Genomic DNA, 18555 nt, shown 5'->3' with positions numbered 1-18555 from the left:
AAGATGTTGGGATATATAAGGATTATAGAGACAATCCAACCCAATCTTTTTTATCTTCTCTGCCATAGTGGGTGCGAATGACAGAGGGCAAGAAAGAACCAGAAGAGAAAGAACAGGTCCCGGACTATGAAAAATTACCGAAACATATAGTCAAAGAAAGAAAAGAAGCGGTCTGGAGAGTTAATCCTGACTACTATAAACCAGTTGATTACGAAAAACTGCCAAAGGTTGTCTTGATTGAAGAAAAGAAGACACCTCTCCGTATCAATCCCAAGTACAGATTTCCTCCAAGAATCGTAGCTGCCTATCCAGCACCGCCACCCTCTGCATCTTATGCTCCGCAACCGCAACCAGAGAAGGAAGAAAAAGAGAAACCCAGATTTTTCATTAACTCCAACTTCTTTAAATTGTTTGTTGGACAGTTTGTGAGCCGTGTCGGAGACCAGATTTACCTGCTCGCAGTGATGTGGTGGGCATTGAATTATCAGGGCTCAGCAATGGACATGGGGATTGTGGTTCTTGCGAATTCAATTCCACTTGTGGTGCTTGGACCCTTCTGTGGTGTGCTTGCAGACCGCCATCGTAAAAAAACACTGATGATGGGTGCGGACATTGCAAGGGTGGTTATAATGCTGCTAATGTTCTTTCAGGTTTTCTGGTTTGGACATCTCTCGCTGCTCTCAATTTACCTGGCGGCAATTGCAATTTCCTCCTTTGCATCCCTCTTCAATCCTGCCTCTGTTTCAGCGGTACCACGCATTGTCGGAGAGCAAAATCTTGTGCGAGCGAACAGTTTGCTGGATATGGGAATGTACACTGCAAATGTCACAGGACCAATGCTTGCCGGTCTCCTCATTGCTTTCCTCCCGATAAATGATGTGTTTCTCATCACAGCGTCCACCTTCTTCTTCAGCTTTGTGCTGATTGCTTCAATGAAAATTCCAGAACTTTCCTCCTCAGAAAAAACAAGTTTTCTTGTAGATTTCAGGGAGGGCTTGAACTATCTCTCCAGAAACAGGTTCATGGTAAAACTCGTGGCTCTGTTTGGTGCCGTAAATTTTTTCGCAGGTGTGATGGTGCTCTTTCCAGCCATATTTGCAAAAAATGTCTTTCATGCTGGTTCTGTAGAAATGGGAATGCTTGAAACCGCAATTGGTGTTGGCGCTCTGATTGCCACTTTTTACCTTGCCTTCAAGAAAGAGATGAGCGTGTTGCCTCTTTTCAAATATGGCAAGTTATTCCTCCTTGGAACTGCCTGTGCGTTCCTGGGCATGGCACTCTCGCCCTGGTTTCCTCTAACTGCTTCTTTCTTCCTTATCTTCGGTCTCATCCTCGCTCTGACAAATGTGTATGTAACAGTGTTCTTCCAGGTAGAAACAGAAGGGCCTTTGCAGGGTAGGATAATTTCCTTCCTTTTCACAGTGGCATCCTTTTCGCTGCCTGTCTCGTTCTTCACATTCTCAGCCCTGCTCATGTATCTTCCTCCCTCCACGGTTGCCCTTATTTCTGCCCTTGGCATCTTCCTGCTCTGCATCCTGTTTCCTGGTGAGAAGGAATATAGAGAGAAGGCGAGAAGTGGTCAGCAAACTCTTAAATAACTCCCGCCATATTTATTCCAACCTTTAAGAGGAGACGGCAATGCTGGGTCTTGAAAGCTTTAAGAACAAAACCTTTTCGTATCAGAAAGAGGGCAGAAACTTCGTTTTTCGTCATGCCCAACCAGAGGATGCGAGCGAAATCCAGAACCTTTACTGGAAAATTTATGGTCCAAATTACCACTCAAAAATCATAACTGACAGAGAGGTAATGCTGGAGACGATTGCAGACCCATCATTTCTCTGGCTTCTGTGCTGTGAGGAAAAAAAGGTTGTTGGAAGTGTTCTCTTCGAGGTGGATGTTGCAAACCGCTTGGCAAAGACATTCGGTGCAGCAGTGCATCCTGACTACAGGGGTTTTTCAATCATGGAAAATATGACAATCTTTGGAATTGAATTGATTATTCAGAAATCCCGCACTGCAGACACAATCTATGCCACAACAAGAACATTGCTCGTTGCACCCCAACGAATAACAGAAAAGCTCGGTTTCAAGAAACTTGGGATTTTTCCGAATGTGAAAAAGGTTGGTGAATATGAAACCCATACGCTTGCAGTTTACTTTGCACCCCATGCCCTCGCAAAAAGATACACCAGAATCCAAGGATTACCGCCAGAAGTTCACTCACTCTACAAAATTGCAGCAGAAGAAGTGGGCCTACCTGCTCTCCCAGTGATTGAAGAGGAAAAATTCTATGCGGGCACAGATAAAGCCAATGTACCAGACATAAAATTTGAGGTAATTGATGCACCAAAGTACATAAAACGACACTTTGAAGAGTGCAGAAAGGCAGGCATCATCAACATCCATCTTTTCTCCTTCCACACGCCCAACCTTCTGCTCTGTAGCACAGATGGGTTTACAGAGGTTTTCATGTATTTTGAGAAGGAGTTCCAGCACTGTGCAATCATCGGCGACAATCTCAACAATCTTTATTATGACCATTACTTAAATGCAATTTCAAAAGTAATGTATGACCTGGGAGCAATGTACATTGAATTGTTGGTGCCAGCAGATGAGACAGACCTGCTTTTCAAGGCATTGAAGGCAAGGTTCATTCCCTGTGCTTACTACCCATGCATGCGATATGTGAATGGGTATTTAAGGGACTATGTGGTGCTCTCCCGCACTTTTGAGGCATTTGATTTCATGCAAATAAAACTGGTGGGCAGATACAGTGAATACCTCAAGCACTATGTGAAGGTGTGGTCCAGGTTCTACCTTAAGAAGCAGGAGGAAGGCAAAGATGGAAAATCAGAGTGTTGAAAAAGCCAGGCAAGAAAAAATTGAGTTTGTGCATGGAACTGCTGCATACCTGCTGAGACATGCAGTTGAAGAGGACTGGGAGCAGATAAGAAACCTCTATACTCCTGATGATATTGCGAACTTCAACATCAAGGAGGCAGCCAGTAGAAGTGCATTCCATGCAACAATCTGCTCACAAGATTACTTCTGGGTTGTGTGCATAAACCAGAGCAATGGAAAGATGGAGGGAAGCACAATTGTGCAAATTGACCATGAGAACCGCATTGGGCGTGTGATAGGGCTGGTGATAGACAACGATGAACTGATTGGAGTAATTATCGAAAAACTCACGGAATTTGCCAGGGTAGTTCTCACTGAAAAAGAAAACATTGTGGACAGCTTTTACATGGAGTTGCGCACTTGCATCCCTGGTGTTGATTTTGAACACTCACCTCTGTCAACCAAAGTTTTTGGAATCTATCCAAATCTCAAAAAGGTTTCGGATTATGAAACGCTATTACTTTTAGTATTTGCAAGTTCTAAGATAAAAGAAAAAAGGGACGGAAATGTGAAAGTGCTGCCACCGGAAGTGAAACAAATTTACACGATTGCAGCAGCCAACCTCGGTTTACCGGATGTCGCAGAAATTGCAGAAGGGAATTATGCAGATGAAAGAAAAACCGAAGAATCTCTCAAAATCAGTTTTGAGGCCATCACTGCACCGATGTTTATTCAGCGAAGATTTGCTCAGCGAAAGAAAACATCCACAACAAATGTGCGGTATTTCTCATTCTTTGAGCCAGACCTTTTGCTCATCTGCGATGATGGAATCACTGAGGTCTTTGTTTATTTTAACAGAGAGTCAAGGTATTGCATGCTTATTTCTGAAAACATGAAACGAAGCCACTACGAAAAATACCTGGAGGAGGTATGCAACACAATGTCGTTTCTCGGTGCGAGGTATGTGGAAATCATGCTCCCTGCTGATGATACCGAACTGCTTTTCCGTGCCCTGCGAGCCAGATTCATTCCCTCTGCTTACTATCCCTGCATGCACCCAGAAAATGGGTTCTTGAAGGACTATGTTGTTTTTTCCCGCACCTTTGAGGCATTTGATTTCAATAAGATTCAGATTACAGGCAAGGCAAAGGCATATCTGGACCATTACATAAAAGTGTGGTCAAAATTTTACCTTTCAAATGCACTCCAGCTTTTTGAGGAGGTTTGAAAATGAGCGAAAAAATGGCAATTGATGAATTGATAGAGTATGGTGCTTTCAAAACAGGGAGCAAAGCAGATGAACTGTTTTTCAGGGCAATGAAGGAGAATTTTGAGTTCATGTATGAGCACTCACCGCACTACAGATTGATATGTGAGCATGAGGGCTTTACTCCTAGCAATCTCAGAAATTTTGAGGACATTTACTCTCTTCCCTATGTCTTTGTTTCCTGTCTCAAAATGTATGACTTCAAGTTTCTACCAGAGGAAAAAATAAAGCTGACTCTCACCTCTTCTGGAACTGGCGGTCTGAAGACCAAAACCTACCTTGATGAAATCACGCTCCGCCGAATTCTAGACATCGCATGGAGAATCCACGATGAAATGGGCGTGGTTGCCACAGAAACAGAGTGCAATTACCTCCTGTTTTCCTACGACCCCAATTATGCAAAGGACCTGGGCACTGCCTTCAGTGATGAATCCAATACAAGGTTCACGAAGATACGGAGCAAGTTCTACGCAATCCAGTGGAACGGTGAGGAAAAGGGCTTCGTGTTCTCTCCAGAGGAAACAGCAAAGAAGCTTGTGGAATTTGCAGGTGAAAATGTGCCTTTGCGAATCTGCGGATTCCCAGCCCATCTCATAATTACGATAGAAGAGTTGAGGAAAATGGGATATTCAAGATTGCCGCTTCACAAGGATTCCATGCTGCTTACAGGCGGGGGCTGGAAAACCTTTGAGGACAAGAAAATTGAGAAGCCTGAGTTCAGAAAAATGGTTTCTGAGTTTTTTGGAATTAAACCTTCGCAATTGCGTGATTCCTTCGGATTTGTAGAACATGGAATTCCCTATCTCGACTGCGAGGAGGGAAATCTTCACATTCCTAATTATTCAAGGGTGGTTGCCAGAAATCCGGGTGATCTCTCAATGCTAGAGCTAGGAGAGCAGGGTCTCTTGCACTTTTACACGCCTTACCATTTTGCCTATCCAGTTCTTTCCGTGCTCTCAACTGACTATGGTGTGGTGGAGGAGGGTTGTACCTGCGGAAGACCTGGATACATTCTTAAAATCACAGGGAGGGCGGGAAGAACAAAGTGGAAGGGCTGCGCATTCAAGGCGATGGAGACCTTGAAGGAGGGAGCATGATGGAGCGGGAAAACTATCTGTTCGGAAAGTTGGAGCAAGTAAGAAGGTTCGGCCAGGCAGAAATCGAGGAAATAATTGCAACTGCAAGGAAGAAGGGTATGCAACTGCAGCAAATTCCGGCAAAGCAAATTCTGAAACTTCTTGCAAAAACTGGCAGCGAGCTTCTGAAGGAGAAGGAAAAAATAATCCCGGAGCTTGAAAAGGAACTCCAGTTATCCAGAGCCATGATTGAACTCTGTTTTACCTACCTTGAGGAAATTCTGAGTTATGAGGGAATGGCAGAGCGGGTGCGAAATGAAATTGGTTCAGTTGAAGTCCTCGATGGTTTTGTTGAAAAGCTAGGTTATGAGGGAATGGTTCATGCAGCACCGCTCGGTGTTGTGTTTTTTGTTCCAGCAGGTAACATCTTCCTCTCAACCATCGACACATTTGCTGCAATTCTTATCACAAAGAATGTCCCGATTGTGCGACTGAGCAGCGACAATGTCTACTTCCCTCTGCTTTTCGCAAAAAAAATGCGGGAGCTTGACGAGGAAGGCATAATTTCCTCTGCCTTCTGCATGCTGAACATCGAGCGAGATGAGGTGGAAACCCTCAATCTGCTCAAGACCAGATGCGAGGCAGTTCTTGCCTATGGCGGAGACGAGGCAATGCGGTTCTACTCCAGCAAATTGCCCTACACCACAAGGTTCATGGGCTTCGGTCCAAAAATTGGTGTTGCGGTAGTTGCACCGGAGGATTGGAGGGAAGAAAACATTCCAGATATTGCAAGGCGGATTGCAAGGGATGTTGCCATTTTTGACCAGGCATCCTGTGCCAGCCCCCAGAACCTCTTTGTGCCAGATGCTGGCTCTGAAAAATTGGAGGGGCTGATTGAGGCAATCGCATCGGAGCTGGAAGCACTTGAGAAAACACTCCCGAGGAGCGAAGCCACTGATGATGACTATGTTGAGAGTTTGAGGACATTTGAACTGTATAAGGTAGGGGAACTTCTGAAAGGCAGAAAAAGATTTGCTCGCTCACATTCTGGCAAATGGCATGTGGTTTTTGACGAAGGGCTGGAGATTACGCCATGTCCACTCGGCAGATTCCTCATTGTAAAGCCATACAAAAATTTTGAACATTTCCTTGAAATGCTAGGTAGATACAGAGAAGGCCTCCAGACATGCAGCGTGTACGGGAGCGAGAAGGTGCGGCAAAATTATGCCATTGCACTCCTGAAGGCAGGGATGACCAAGGTCGTGCCAATGGGCATGGCTCTCACATCCACAAATGGCTCACCACATGATGGGGTTTTCCAGATTGCCCAACTCCTGAGATGGGGTTCTGCAGATGGACTGGACAGAAAGGAGGCACTCAAGCAGAATGTGCGAAGTTCTCTGCTTTGCTACGATGAAGAGATTGCTAAACTTCGTAAAAAAGAACTTCTCAGATTTGCGAAAACAAACACAAGGTTTTACTCAAAGTTTGAGGGCGAGGATTTTTACTTAACTGGAGAGGATGTCCGCCTCAATCTTCCACCAAACGGAGAGGGGCTGCTGAGCAGGGCGGTAAGCGGCTACCTGTTTTCCAGCGGAGGCACAACTGGTGCACCAAAGTACGGCATTTATTCCAACGAGGAATTCCACTACTCTGCGAAACTGCTTGCATACGGGCTTTTGCATGCAGGACTTGACCCAGAAGATAGGGTTCTAAACCTTTTCATCCCTGGTAAATTGTGGTCTGGCTTTCTTGCTGTAAACGAGGCACTGCTCCTGGTTAACTGCACTGTGCTGCCTCTGGGTGGGGAGATTGAAGAAAGCAAGGCAATTGATTTGATAGAAAAGTTCCAGGTTACTGCAGTTATGGGGATGCCAGCAAACATAACTAAAATTTTCCAGGCGGCAAAGGAGACAGGAAATCTGGCTAAGTTAGGGAGCGTCAGAAAAATTTTCTATGCTGGGGAGGCATTTCCAAAGGCAGATGAGGAAATGATTATACGGATGCTACCTGATGTTAAAATAAGAAGTGCTGGCTATGCCTGTGTTGACACAGGACCAATTGCATTTCCCTGCCCTTTGAAGGGAGAGGGGGTGCACCACTGCCTTCCAGATGTGCTCGTTGAAATTGAGAATTCTGAGATTATTGTGACACCGCTCTACAGACGAGCCACACCAATCATCAGGTACAGAACAGGTGATAGAGGCGAGTGGCTAGAAGAAGAATGTGAATGCGGTTATAGAGGAAAAACCTTCAGATTGGCAGGAAGGGTGGATGAGCTTGTGATGGTAGGAAATATCAGGTTCCATGCCTCTGAGGTAGAAGAAGTACTGAGGAATGTGTTAAAGACAGAAGATGTACAGTTCCAGATTGTTGTAAGTGGAAAGGCAATTTACTTGAAAGTTCGTGGTGTGTGCGAGCCAGAGACATTGCGAAAAACAATGCTTGAGAACATTGAAGAGTTGAGGATGGGACTAGAGAAGGGCTGGATTGAGCAATTCAGCTTAGAAATCTCAAATGAACCCCAATTTGAGAAAACACGGTTGGGCAAGATAAAGCGTGTCGTGAATCAGTGAGTAGCAAAACCAAACAAGCATTAACTTACTTTCTTCCTCTATAATTCCACTCTATCGCACAGCCCCCCTCAAAACTTACCATACATGGCCCCACCGGATGCTCTGGTGTGCAAGCAGTTCCAAAAAATGGACAATCTCTGGGCTCGCAAAGGCCACGCAAAACTTCTGCACATCTGCAACCAGTTGGTTCCTCAAATTCCTGGCAATACACATCGCTCAGGATGTCGGCATACTTTTTCCTTGCATTGAATTGCGCATACTTATCACTAATTTCAAGTCCACTTTTTGGAATAACTGGGAAACCCCGCCATTTCACATCAGTGGGTACAAACACCTCTTTCATAACTTCTTTTGCCTTTAAATTTCCCTCAGCACGAACCACTCTGGAATACTCATTTTTCACCTCAGCCCTACCCTCCACAATCATCTCCACTAGCATGTAAACACCCATCATAAGGTCCAATGGTTCAAACCCAGCAATCACCTGTGGGATTTTGAATTCTACAGCAAGTTTTTTGTATGGCTCAAGTCCAATAATTGTGCTCACATGCCCAGGTTCAATTAAACCCTGAAGTTTCGTTTCTCCCATTTTTATAAGGGCTTCAAGTGCTGGTGGCACAGTTCTATGGCAGGAGAGTACTGAGAAATTATCAATTCTAGCATTAAGCAACGCTACAGCAGTAGATGGTGCTGTGGTTTCAAAACCAATACCTATGAACACGACCTCCTTTCCTTTCTCTGCGATTTTAAGAGCATCGTCTATACTATAAACAATCCTAACATCACAGCCATCTGCTCTTGCCTGCAACAAAGAACCTGTCTTTGAGGGCACCCTTGCCATATCTCCAAAAACAGCAATTGTTTTCCCATGCCTTGCCAAGCACAAAGCTTCCTCAATCTCCACAGGTGTAGTCACACAGACAGGGCACCCGGGCCCCTGTCGCACATCCACACCAACGTCTCTAAAAAGTATGTCCAATCCATGTTTAACTAGTGTATCCTGGTGCGTACCACAAACATGCATTATGGTAATGTTAAGTTCCATCTTTCTCAACTTTTCAACAATTTTATCCGCGATTCTTCTATCCTCAAGCCGAAACATGCTGTGCCTCCATTTCTATGTTTTCAATCTTCGACATTCATTTCCACACTTTTTATTATACATTCTTTGCCGCGCACAACCTTCACATTGCCATTGCATTTAGGGCATTTGAACGCGGGCAACATCAGATGATAGCTTTCATGCTCTTCAAAAACCAATCCACCCATATACCCACATTTTTCGCACTCAATCTCTGGTTCAATTTCTACAATTTCTAATTCTGCACCTTTCAACAGCGTTTCTGCAGTTAGCACATCAAATGCAAACTTCAATTGCTCCTTTCCCAGGAATGTCAATTTTCCTATTTCTAAAACAACCTTATCGACTTTCTCAACCCTATACTCCTTTAATTTTTCTAGAATTGTGTTCACGATGCTCTGCATTGCAGAAAACTCATGCATTGGTTATACCACGCTCACGCTCTGAATGTCAAAATAACGGTTGATTATGTCCCTGAATACCTTAAGGTTTCTACCCTCCTTTCCTATCGCTTTTCCCTTCATTTCTGGCTTAACTTTTACTGATGCATGTTTTATGTTGCCTCGCATCTCGATTTCGACGCTCTCAACACCGTAGTGATAGAACACATTTTTTACAAATGTAAGGGGGTCTGTGTTAAATTCAATCACCTGGATGTTTTTCTTAATAATCTCCTTAAGCCGAAGAACATGCTCTCCCTTCTTTCCAATCGCCTTTAGCACATCCCCCGGCTCAATGATAAAAATTACTCTGTCCTCGAGCGCAATGCAGTCCTTGACCCTGGCATGTGTCAAATTTTCAAATAGTGAAATATATCGCAATGTGTCGGAATCAAACGAAATCTCTCCCATGCTCACGCCTTCTCGTTGAGTATGTTGGAATTACCTGGATCGATTATCCCCAGCACACTCACCGCAAATTTCTTTCCGCAGATTCTTCCTAACTCGACATTTGTCCCACTGAAGCGTAAAACTGGAACACCATTGTAGCTGTTTTTCTCAACCAGCTCGCGGTCTTCGTTATAGTTGCTAGCAACCACAATCAGCTTCACCTTTTTCTCCTTTGCCATTTTCGCAGTTCTATCATGTCCATACACCACTTTTCCGGTCTGCACCGCTAATCTTAAAGAGTTTTCCAGCATGTTTACTCCTCCTTCTTACCTTTCTTTTCCTTTCCTTTTTTGTCGATTTCAGGTGGTTTATACACCAGATGCACCGCACCAGTCCCTAATGTTACTGGTTGCCCTACAATGATATTTTCAGCCACACCATCCAGCGGATCTTCTTCGCCTGTCAAACCCGCTCTGAGCAGATGGGTGGAGGTTATCTCGAATGCAGCTCTCGCAAGCACAGATGACTTTCTACCCGAAACACCATGTCTTCCAATCGCTCTCACTTCCCCATCGTTTGTCATAATATCTGCGACCAGCATAAGATGTCTGATGTCTACATTCAACCCTTGCTCATCTAGTGTCTTTGAGGTCTCACGGACTATCGCAGTTCTCGCCGCCTCAATTCCAAGCACATCATAAATTTCAAGCACATCATTTGTAATGGTTCTAGTCACATCAACTTCTGGGAGCTGAAGCACTGCTCTCAAGTTCGTGCCTTCTGTATAAATCACATACTCCTGCGTATCTGTGTCTTTTTTTATCAATGCTCTAACAATGCCATCAATCCCACCAAGTTTCAATCCCTTTATCTGTTCGATCAACACCATCAATCTTCTGTAGGGAGTCTTAATCTCATCACTGACTTTAAGGGAGATCACAATATCCTCGCCTTCCTCTTTTACTTCGCAATCGTCAAATCTATCTAACTCCTTGACCAATTTGCTCTTTTCGATTCCCTTAGCTACTAGTTTCTCACCCTTTGGTCGCACACGAAGTTTCATGTTTATGATGTCCGTCTCCAAATCACACACATCGATCAGAGTGGTGGTCTCAATTCTAGAGGCAATTTCTTTCACTTTCTCTATGTCGTTTGCATATTCTTTTTTCAGGTAAATTGTCATCACAGGTGTACTCGGCGTTCTTCTAGCGTCTAGAATTTCAATTAATCTAGGCAATCCAAGCGTAACATTCATTTCTGCTACACCTGCATAGTGGAAGGTTCTAAGTGTCATTTGCGTACCCGGTTCACCTATCGACTGTGCTGCAACAATTCCCACGGACTCATGGGGGTCTACTAATCTTGACTCAACATTTTGATATGCCTTTTTTACTATTGCAGAGATCAGCTTCTCGTTGGGCTTGGTGCCTGACTGAGAAAGGACCTTTGCAATGTCCTGAATTACCTTCAGAGGAAGCGAAAAATTGAACTCTTTCTCATACTTTTGTGAAACCTTCAGAACTCTGTTCTCCATCTCTGTAAGCTTTGGCACTTTTTCTATGACCTTAACTTCTACTTTCTGCTCTGTTCCTTTTTTTCCGCTTTTTAATGTTGTTTGCTTCTTCCTTGTGACCATGTTTAATCACCCTCTCTTTCGCCCTCTTCCTCATATTCCTCATATTCTTCCTCACCTTCCTCCTCCTCCACTTCAAGGTCTTCCTCTGCAAACAGTATGTCTCTATCTACTTCTCCATAATTCAATGTTCCCGTCTCTATTTCCCCAAATTCTTCAAGCGCTTTCTTCTCCTTTCCTCCTAGAAGCTCCATGAACATGTCAACAGCATCAATCGCATTTCCCTGGACACTTCTTGCTGGGTCTATCCCATCTTCTCCGTATCTGAACTGGATAATCATACCTGCCGTGTTCCGCACACTTCTGTCCTCCATGACCTTCAGGTCCTCCAGAGCATTAATCAACCTTCTTTGCATGTAACCAGAGCGAGAGGTTCGCACCGCTGTATCCACAAGTGATTCTCTACCACCCATACTGTGGAAGAAGTACTCTGTAGGTTTAAGTCCCGACTTATAAGAGGACTCAACAAACCCTCGTGCCTCAGCACCAAGGTCCCCCTTCTTAAAGTGCGGTAAGGTTCTCATGTAGTAACCTCTAAACAATCTTTCGCCTCTAACTGCTTGTTGTCCAAGTGCTGCACTCATTTGGGTGAGGTTAAGCATGTTACCTCTTGCACCACTCTTCGCCATCAACACTGCGGAATTTCCAATACCAAGGTACTTACCCGCTATTTTCCCAGCTTCATCTCTTGCCTTGCCCAATACTCTCATAACTTCTACTTCAAGCGTTTCCTCCAGAGACCTACCAGGCAGCAACTCGAGAGTGCCATTGAGATACTTGTTCACAATTTCATTTACCTCTTTCTTTCCATTTTCCAGTACTTTTCGAATCTCGTTCTTTGCGTCCTCTGGTATATCCTCATCAGAAATGCCAGTAGTGAAGCCACGGAGAGTAATTACTCCTATTGCAAGCCTTGTCACCTTTTCCAGAAACTCCTTGGCAGCGAGAGTTCCATAGTCCCTAGCAATTTTGTCTAGAATCTTGCCCTTACCTACAGCGATACCCTTTCCATCTATTGCACCACAAACCAATTTTCCATCCTTTATTTTCACATAGGCATCAATGTCACATTTCTCCTTCTTGCATTCATCGCATTTCTGGCATATAGAAGCCCTAAATGAAAGATTCAGGTCTGATGGAAGTACAATACTGAACAAGCTCTTTCCATACCATATTTCTCGTTCTTTCTTCAAATCAGGGGGTGGTATTGGTGTTTCTGGCATCCTCATGAATATGAAGTTCACATCTTCTCTCGTAAACTGTGGATTTTTGTAGGTGAGCAAAAATGAGCCAGTAATGTGGTCATGGATTGGTCCAATGATTGGTGCACCAAATCTCGGTGAGAGAATGTGTTCGTGTGTTCTCATCAGTATCTTTGCTTCTGCTCTTGCTTCCTCACTCTGGAGAACATGTAGGTTCATTTCGTCGCCATCAAAGTCAGCGTTGTAAGGCGGACAGAGACAGAGGTTGAATCTGAAGGTTTTATGTGGCATCACCCTCACTTCATGACAAAGCATGGACATTCTGTGCAATGATGGTTGACGATTGAATAGGCAGATGTCACCATCCATTAGCTGGCGTTCTACGATCCACCCAGGGCTGAGCTGTTCCAACAAATTAGCTTTGTTTTTTTCGGTAATTTTAATTCTTCTGCCTTCAGGTGAAATCACATAGTTTGCACCAGGCACATATTTTCCGTCTACGTTTTCAGGATTTGCACCCCGTTTAACAAATTCCTTAGCCACCTCCACATTGAATGGAGTGACATAAAGGGGCACGGTTAACTCTCTTGCGGCCTCTTCAGGAACACCTACCTCAGTGATACCGAGATTGGGGTCTGGAGAGATTACAGTCCTTGCGGAGAAATTTACTCTTTTGCCTGAAAGATTTGAACGGAATCTACCTTCCTTGCCCTTCAATCTCTGGACGATTGTTTTCAAAGGTCTTCCAGAACGGTGTCTTGCAGGAGGAATGCCAGAGGTCTGATTGTCAAAATAAGTAGTTACATGGTACTGGAGTAATTCCCATAGGTCCTCAACAATTAGCTGAGGTGCACCTATGTCCCTATTTTCACGCAGTCGCTGGTTTATTCTAAGGACATCAACAAGCTTATGGGTCAAATCATCTTCAGAACGATCTCCCGATTCCAGTGTAATCGAAGGTCTAACTGTGACAGGTGGTACTGGCAGGGCAGTGAGCACAAGCCATTCAGGCCTAGCAGTTTCTGGGTTCATTCCTAGGATTTCCAGGTCTTCCGTTGGAATTCTTTCCAATCTGTCTCGGATGTCTTTTGGGGTAATTTTTACTCCATTTTCACGGAAAGTCGTGGGCTTATCCAACGTGATTTTTTTCTGTTCGGTTTTACAATGGGGACAGATTTGCCTTGGTTCAATTCTGAGAGACCTGAGCAATGACACAAAGTCGGCTTTTTCACCAAATGCCTCTTGCTTGCTCTTCATCTCTTTTACCAATCTTATTTCATCCTCTGAAAGAAGCACTCTTCCACAAATTGAACAGGTGTACTGTAGGAATTTTTTTATCTCCTTCACATAGCCAATGTGGATTACTGGCATTGCTAGGTCAATGTGCCCGAAATGGCCTGGACATTCATCCACTCTACCGTTACAGGTTTTACATCTTAACCCTGGCTCAATCACACCCATCCTGGTATCCATTAAGCCCCGGTCAATTGGGTAGCCATCGTCATCGTAAGTGTCCGCAGAAATCACCTTAACTGCGCTCATCCTCCTTATTTCATCTGGCGAGAGAATTGCAAACTTTATGTTTCCAATTCTTTTTGAGACACCAATCCTTTGCATGGTATTCACCTCATGTCCTCCAACTGGAGTCGCATTACGACTCCGAGCGAAAGAAGTTCATCAGCCATTAGTTTGAATGAATAGCTCATCTGCACTGGATAGATTGTAGTAGTATTTCCACAAACTGGACATTTAAGGATGTTTGTCTTCATGTCCTTTAGAGCAATGTGCCCGCATTTTGGATTCCCACATACATACTGAACTGTGCCATCTGACTCGTCCAGCAATCTGTCTTTAATCACCATCGCAGTCCCATGGCCTATTAGGGTATCTCTCTCCATCTCTCCAAATCTAAGACCTCCCTGACGGCTCCTTCCTTCTGTGGGCTGTCTAGTGAGAATCTGCACAGGACCTCTAGAACGCATGTGTAGCTTGCCTGCAACCATGTGGTGCAGTTTTTGGTAGTAAATCACACCCACAAAAATATCCGCCTCTATTTTCTTCCCAGTGAGACCATCATACATTACCTCTCTACCTGTATGCTTGAATCCCATTGCGACCAGTTCCTGCCTCAGAGCTTCCTCTTTCGCACCACTGAATGCAGTGCCATCGATGAACCTACCTTCCATGCTCCCAACTTTGCCTCCAATCATTTCAAGCACATGAGCAACAGTCATTCGTGAGGGAATTGCATGGGGGTTAATAATCAGGTCTGGTGTAATACCATCAGGTGTGAAGGGCATGTTCTCCTGAGGATAAATGAGACCAACTACTCCTTTTTGCCCATGCCTTGACGCAAATTTATCACCCAATTCTGGAATTCTTTCGTCTCTCACCTTAACCTTAACTAGCTTGGTTGCATTTTCAGAGAGCGTAAGAAACACTGTATCAACCCATCCATGTTCGCCTGCTCTGACAGTAATTGATGTCTCCCTTCTTTTCTGAGGTGTGAGAAGTTCTGCATCTTCCTCCAGAAATCTTGGTGGGGAAGTTTTGCCAACAAGAATGTCTCCTTCTTTCACAGCACATTCTGGGAAAATCAAACCGTCTTCACTTAGATTTGCATACGCCTCATCAGGTCTTGCTCCGACCACTTCAGAACTCGGGCACTCGAACTTATCCTCCTGTCCACCTGGATACTTGCGTTCCTCTGTTCTATATGTTCTAAAGAATGTGCTTCTTCCAAGTCCCCTGTCCACTGCTGCTTTGTTCAGAATTACTGCATCTTCAATGTTGTAACCCTCTCTACTTATAACTGCAACTACAAAATTCTGACCAGCAGGCCTCTTATCAAAATTCACATATTTAAGTACCTCTGTCTGCACGAGCGGTATTTGTGGATAATGAAGAATGTGACCACGGGTGTCCGGCCTACCACGATAGTTGGCTGCATTCAAGCCCAAACTCTGTTTCGCCATTGCAGAACCCATTGTGTTTCTAGGCGTAGAATTATGCTCGGGATATGGAATCAGGCCTGTGCAAATACCAAGAATGCAAAGAGGGTCTATTTCCAGATGCGTGTGTTCATTCGTTAGAAGTGATTGAACAGTGAATGTAGCACCACAATATTCGCATCTTAATTTTATCTGTTTATCATCCAATCCCATGTTGATCCACTTGACATCATTTCTAGAAAGAAACCTGCTGCACTTGGGGCACTGTCTTGGGACATCGTAAGCATAGACCGCGATATAGGCATTTTCCTCCTCATCTGCATCAAGCCATTCTACAAAACCATCCCTAATCAGAGAGGAGAAATCTCTTTTTCCTGCCTCCAGTTCTTCCAACTCTCTGTTTGTTATAACTGTTTTTCCATCTTCTACGACAATCAAGGGACGCCGAAGCCTTCCCTCATCGCAGTTCACGAAGATTTCATTCATTTCAACGTCAAAATAAATGTTGACCTCATGGGAGCGATCACCAAGCTTATAGGATAATCTCTGGCTCCTCCTTCTGGTTCTTACTTCTTTCACAAGTTCTTGTGGATTTGAGTGCACTCCTACAAAGTTTCCGTTCACATACACTCTCGTGAGACGATTTATGTCCTTCTTGTCCATATGGGCAAGCCGCTCAGACATTTGGTTGAATGGAATCAAGCCATACTGTTCAAGCGTGGCAATAACTTCATGCTCATCTACACCTTCAGAAATATCTACTGTAAGTGCATAATTTTTTACCAGGCCACAGTTCTGTCCTTCAGGGGTCTCATTTGGGCATAGTCTTCCCCATTGCGTAGCGTGTAGGTCTCTAGCTTCAAAGTGCGGCTGGCTTCTTGTTAGTGGTGAGACAACGCGTCGCATGTGGCTAACACTACTTATGTACGAAGTTCTATCAAGCAGCTGAGATACACCAGACCTTCCCCCAACCCAATTTCCGGTAGCCAGTGCGTGAAGAATTCGTTGAGTTAGGAGATCTGGTCGAATTGACGAGCCAATTCTAAGGTCCTTTTTCCTGCTATAACTTTTTTCAAGTTGATATTTTAGGTCCTTCATCAGTTGGTTGAATGCAGTACGGAACAGGTCTTCCATCAGGTCACCAGATAGTTTGATTCTTTTGTTTCCGTAGTGGTCCTTATCGTCTTCCTTCCTACGATTGAGTGCTAGTTCAATAACTTCTCTTGCCATTCTCCCCAGATAGAGGGCTTTCTTGATTCTATCCGCCTTTGTGGTCCCTAGATGGGGAAGCAGAGAGTGGTCCAGAATTGCTTCTACCTTCTTCTCTCTGTATTCCTTTGCCTGTCCTGTTGCAAATTTCCGTTCGAAGTATAGAATTGCATCCTCAGTTGTAGCAATTCCATTCGGCGGATATTTCTCAGAGTCATAACACTCTTCAATGTTCACATAAATCATGTGCTTGATTTTGTTTACTTCTGGATCGTCTGAGTATGCAAGTTCTGAGAGAATTGCATTTGCAATTTCATTATCATTATCAATGCCAAGTGCTTTCATCAGGACTGCAATCGGAATTGGACCAGGAGCAGAAGGTACCGTCACATTCAGAATGCCATCTTTTCTTTTTTCAACCACGGTGAGTGCTCTGAAACCTTCACGTTGTGAGAAAACCTTAGCAGTCTCCGTTTTGGCTCCGTACCTTTCATTGTACTCAACAAGTACTTTATTCGGTGCCAAATCCTCCATTGAAATCAAAACCCTTTCATTCCCACCGATTATGAAATACCCTCCTTGGTCATATGGGTCCTCACCCAGCTTCTCTACAAGATGTCTGTATTCTTCGTCACTCAGTTCTCCAAAGTTTTCCTTCTTTTCAGCAAGTTCATGCTTGAACAGTTCTTCATAAGTTCGGAGAATGTTATCGCGGTGAATGCTACAGAGCTTTGATCTCACCATTATAGGTATCTGCCCAATCACAATTCTTTCTGTTGCGTGTTCTACTCCTCCTTCTACTACCGTGAACTCAAGTTCCACATCTGCCATGTAGGAAAGTCCTCTGAGTCGTGCCTCCATGGGAGTTATGATGTGTTTAGAGCCATCCGCCTCTTTAACTTCCGGCAGTGTGACATGAATCGTATTTCTTCCGGGTGTGCCATCTGGGTTAGTCTTCCTTCCTACTCTGATGAAAATGTCTTCCGCGCCTTCTAGGCGGATTATGCCTCTTTCGTTCGGGTCATCTGACAATCTAAGTTCATCAACTATCTTTTGCATTCTGCTTCTGGGATTGTCTGCTGTTGGCAGAAACTCGTTAAACGATGATAGATGATGGTTCACAAGCCCTCTTTCTTTTATGTATGCTCTAATAAATTCACGCATTGGTTCCACCTCACACGACTACTACCCGATAGGCTACAAACACACCCGCAGTCCTACTTCTCCTCACAATCTTTATTATCCTTCCTGGCTCGATCTCTCCGGTTATGGTTTCAAGAGCAAGAATTGCTGCATCTGTCTTTTTTATTCTTGGGAGCTGATCCTTAGTGAGCTTCAGTTGCTTTAGAATTGCCTTTTCCTCTTCCCTGTCGACGAGGTAGTGCTCTGGCACATATTCATGTTCAAATATGTTAAATTCTGCCATGTTATCACCTTTTTTCTGGAATTGAATATGGTAGAGAGGAAGCGGGCCTGTGGGGACTTTCGCTCCATCTGCAAAGTAAGATGGAGTTTCGAACCCCAGACCACCTGGTTAAAAGCCAGATGCTCTTTCTAGGAATCCGTGAGGGATTTCCATCAGGATTCAACCTAGCTGAGCTACAGGCCCTTGAGTGGGATATTGTGAAGGTTTTTGGGCTTACATTGAGGTTATATTTATTTGTTGCGACGGGGTGCATAGAGATGGCCCTGCCACCTTCCAAAATAAAATTTCGCATTGCCCCTACCACAATGGTGGAAGTAAATAAAGATTACGGTCATTTCATGACTTCGGAAAGTTCATAGAAAGTTTGAATAGAAAAAAATCCATCCCCGCTCTAAAATCAACCAGAGGGGATGGAATGTCAACACAACAAGTCCATATATCGTCCGAACTAAAAAAATATATC

At 44.2% G+C, this 18555-nt stretch carries 13 protein-coding genes and 1 tRNA gene; 5 read left to right on the top strand and 9 right to left on the bottom strand.

Annotated features, from left to right (window positions below; translation table 11 throughout):
- The first annotated feature begins 77 nt into the window (after positions 1 to 77).
- From QXD64_06940 to QXD64_06920, 5 genes are read left to right on the top strand one after another with little or no spacing between them, the layout of a single operon-like run.
- Complete coding sequence (locus QXD64_06940; GenBank protein MEM3397045.1) at positions 78 to 1598, top strand: MFS transporter; 1521 nt, start codon at positions 78 to 80, stop codon at positions 1596 to 1598.
- A 40-nt stretch (positions 1599 to 1638) separates the two neighbouring features.
- The gene (locus QXD64_06935) at positions 1639 to 2862 is read left to right on the top strand and encodes a hypothetical protein (protein ID MEM3397044.1); all 1224 of its coding nucleotides are present in this window, start codon (positions 1639 to 1641) and stop codon (positions 2860 to 2862) included.
- A complete protein-coding gene (locus QXD64_06930) occupies positions 2843 to 4069 on the top strand; it encodes a hypothetical protein (GenBank protein ID MEM3397043.1) in 1227 nt (408 codons plus the stop codon). The genes QXD64_06935 and QXD64_06930 overlap by 20 nt, the downstream gene beginning before the upstream one ends.
- 2 nt (positions 4070 to 4071) lie before the next feature.
- Positions 4072 to 5205, top strand: coding sequence for a hypothetical protein (locus QXD64_06925; GenBank protein ID MEM3397042.1), 1134 nt, complete (start codon positions 4072 to 4074; stop codon positions 5203 to 5205).
- Positions 5154 to 7760: an aldehyde dehydrogenase family protein gene (locus QXD64_06920; protein ID MEM3397041.1), complete on the top strand. Its 2607-nt coding sequence runs from the start codon at positions 5154 to 5156 to the stop codon at positions 7758 to 7760. Before QXD64_06925 ends, QXD64_06920 begins: the two co-directional genes overlap by 52 nt.
- A gap of 25 nt (positions 7761 to 7785) precedes the next feature.
- Here the strand turns inward: QXD64_06920 and hypD are convergent, their stop codons facing one another.
- The 9 genes from hypD to QXD64_06875 all read right to left on the bottom strand — a co-directional run bounded on the left by hypD (position 7786) and on the right by QXD64_06875 (position 18275).
- Positions 7786 to 8862: a hydrogenase formation protein HypD gene (hypD, locus tag QXD64_06915; GenBank protein MEM3397040.1), complete on the bottom strand. Its 1077-nt coding sequence runs from the start codon at positions 8860 to 8862 to the stop codon at positions 7786 to 7788.
- Positions 8863 to 8885: 23 nt separating this feature from the next.
- Entirely contained in the window at positions 8886 to 9263 is a 378-nt protein-coding gene (hypA, locus tag QXD64_06910; protein ID MEM3397039.1) for a hydrogenase maturation nickel metallochaperone HypA, read from the bottom strand.
- 3 nt (positions 9264 to 9266) lie between these two features.
- Positions 9267 to 9692: a NusA-like transcription termination signal-binding factor gene (locus tag QXD64_06905; GenBank protein MEM3397038.1), complete on the bottom strand. Its 426-nt coding sequence runs from the start codon at positions 9690 to 9692 to the stop codon at positions 9267 to 9269.
- A gap of 2 nt (positions 9693 to 9694) precedes the next feature.
- Complete coding sequence (locus QXD64_06900) at positions 9695 to 9982, bottom strand: 50S ribosomal protein L30e (protein MEM3397037.1); 288 nt, start codon at positions 9980 to 9982, stop codon at positions 9695 to 9697.
- Positions 9983 to 9984: 2 nt separating this feature from the next.
- Positions 9985 to 11307 (bottom strand): DNA-directed RNA polymerase subunit A'', encoded by a 1323-nt coding sequence (gene rpoA2 / locus QXD64_06895; GenBank protein ID MEM3397036.1) that lies wholly within the window; start codon positions 11305 to 11307, stop codon positions 9985 to 9987.
- A gap of 2 nt (positions 11308 to 11309) precedes the next feature.
- Entirely contained in the window at positions 11310 to 14123 is a 2814-nt protein-coding gene (locus QXD64_06890) for a DNA-directed RNA polymerase subunit A' (protein MEM3397035.1), read from the bottom strand.
- Between the two features lie 5 nt (positions 14124 to 14128).
- Positions 14129 to 17830, bottom strand: coding sequence for a DNA-directed RNA polymerase subunit B (locus tag QXD64_06885; protein MEM3397034.1), 3702 nt, complete (start codon positions 17828 to 17830; stop codon positions 14129 to 14131).
- Positions 17831 to 17840: 10 nt separating this feature from the next.
- The gene (locus QXD64_06880; protein ID MEM3397033.1) at positions 17841 to 18092 is read right to left on the bottom strand and encodes a DNA-directed RNA polymerase subunit H; all 252 of its coding nucleotides are present in this window, start codon (positions 18090 to 18092) and stop codon (positions 17841 to 17843) included.
- Between the two features lie 42 nt (positions 18093 to 18134).
- Positions 18135 to 18275, bottom strand: a tRNA-Lys gene (locus QXD64_06875).
- Positions 18276 to 18555: the final 280 nt, after the last annotated feature.

Source organism: Thermoplasmata archaeon (genome assembly GCA_038874435.1).
Classification (GTDB): Archaea; Thermoplasmatota; Thermoplasmata; order Lutacidiplasmatales; family SKW197; genus SKW197.
Note: the sequence above shows the minus strand (reverse complement) of the source record. Positions and strands in the feature narration are given on the sequence as shown.

Bases quoted from the DNA above. Each gene is read 5' to 3' on its own strand.
- QXD64_06935 (MEM3397044.1), top strand. From the start codon at position 1,639: ATGCTGGGTCTTGAAAGCTTTAAGAACAAAACCTTTTCGTATCAGAAA.
- hypD (MEM3397040.1), bottom strand. From the start codon at position 8,862: ATGTTTCGGCTTGAGGATAGAAGAATCGCGGATAAAATTGTTGAAAAG.
- QXD64_06880 (MEM3397033.1), bottom strand. From the start codon at position 18,092: ATGGCAGAATTTAACATATTTGAACATGAATATGTGCCAGAGCACTAC.
- QXD64_06930 (MEM3397043.1), top strand. From the start codon at position 2,843: ATGGAAAATCAGAGTGTTGAAAAAGCCAGGCAAGAAAAAATTGAGTTT.
- QXD64_06890 (MEM3397035.1), bottom strand. From the start codon at position 14,123: ATGCAAAGGATTGGTGTCTCAAAAAGAATTGGAAACATAAAGTTTGCA.
- QXD64_06885 (MEM3397034.1), bottom strand. From the start codon at position 17,830: ATGCGTGAATTTATTAGAGCATACATAAAAGAAAGAGGGCTTGTGAAC.
- QXD64_06925 (MEM3397042.1), top strand. From the start codon at position 4,072: ATGAGCGAAAAAATGGCAATTGATGAATTGATAGAGTATGGTGCTTTC.
- QXD64_06940 (MEM3397045.1), top strand. From the start codon at position 78: ATGACAGAGGGCAAGAAAGAACCAGAAGAGAAAGAACAGGTCCCGGAC.
- hypA (MEM3397039.1), bottom strand. From the start codon at position 9,263: ATGCATGAGTTTTCTGCAATGCAGAGCATCGTGAACACAATTCTAGAA.
- QXD64_06900 (MEM3397037.1), bottom strand. From the start codon at position 9,982: ATGCTGGAAAACTCTTTAAGATTAGCGGTGCAGACCGGAAAAGTGGTG.
- rpoA2 (MEM3397036.1), bottom strand. From the start codon at position 11,307: ATGGTCACAAGGAAGAAGCAAACAACATTAAAAAGCGGAAAAAAAGGA.
- QXD64_06905 (MEM3397038.1), bottom strand. From the start codon at position 9,692: ATGGGAGAGATTTCGTTTGATTCCGACACATTGCGATATATTTCACTA.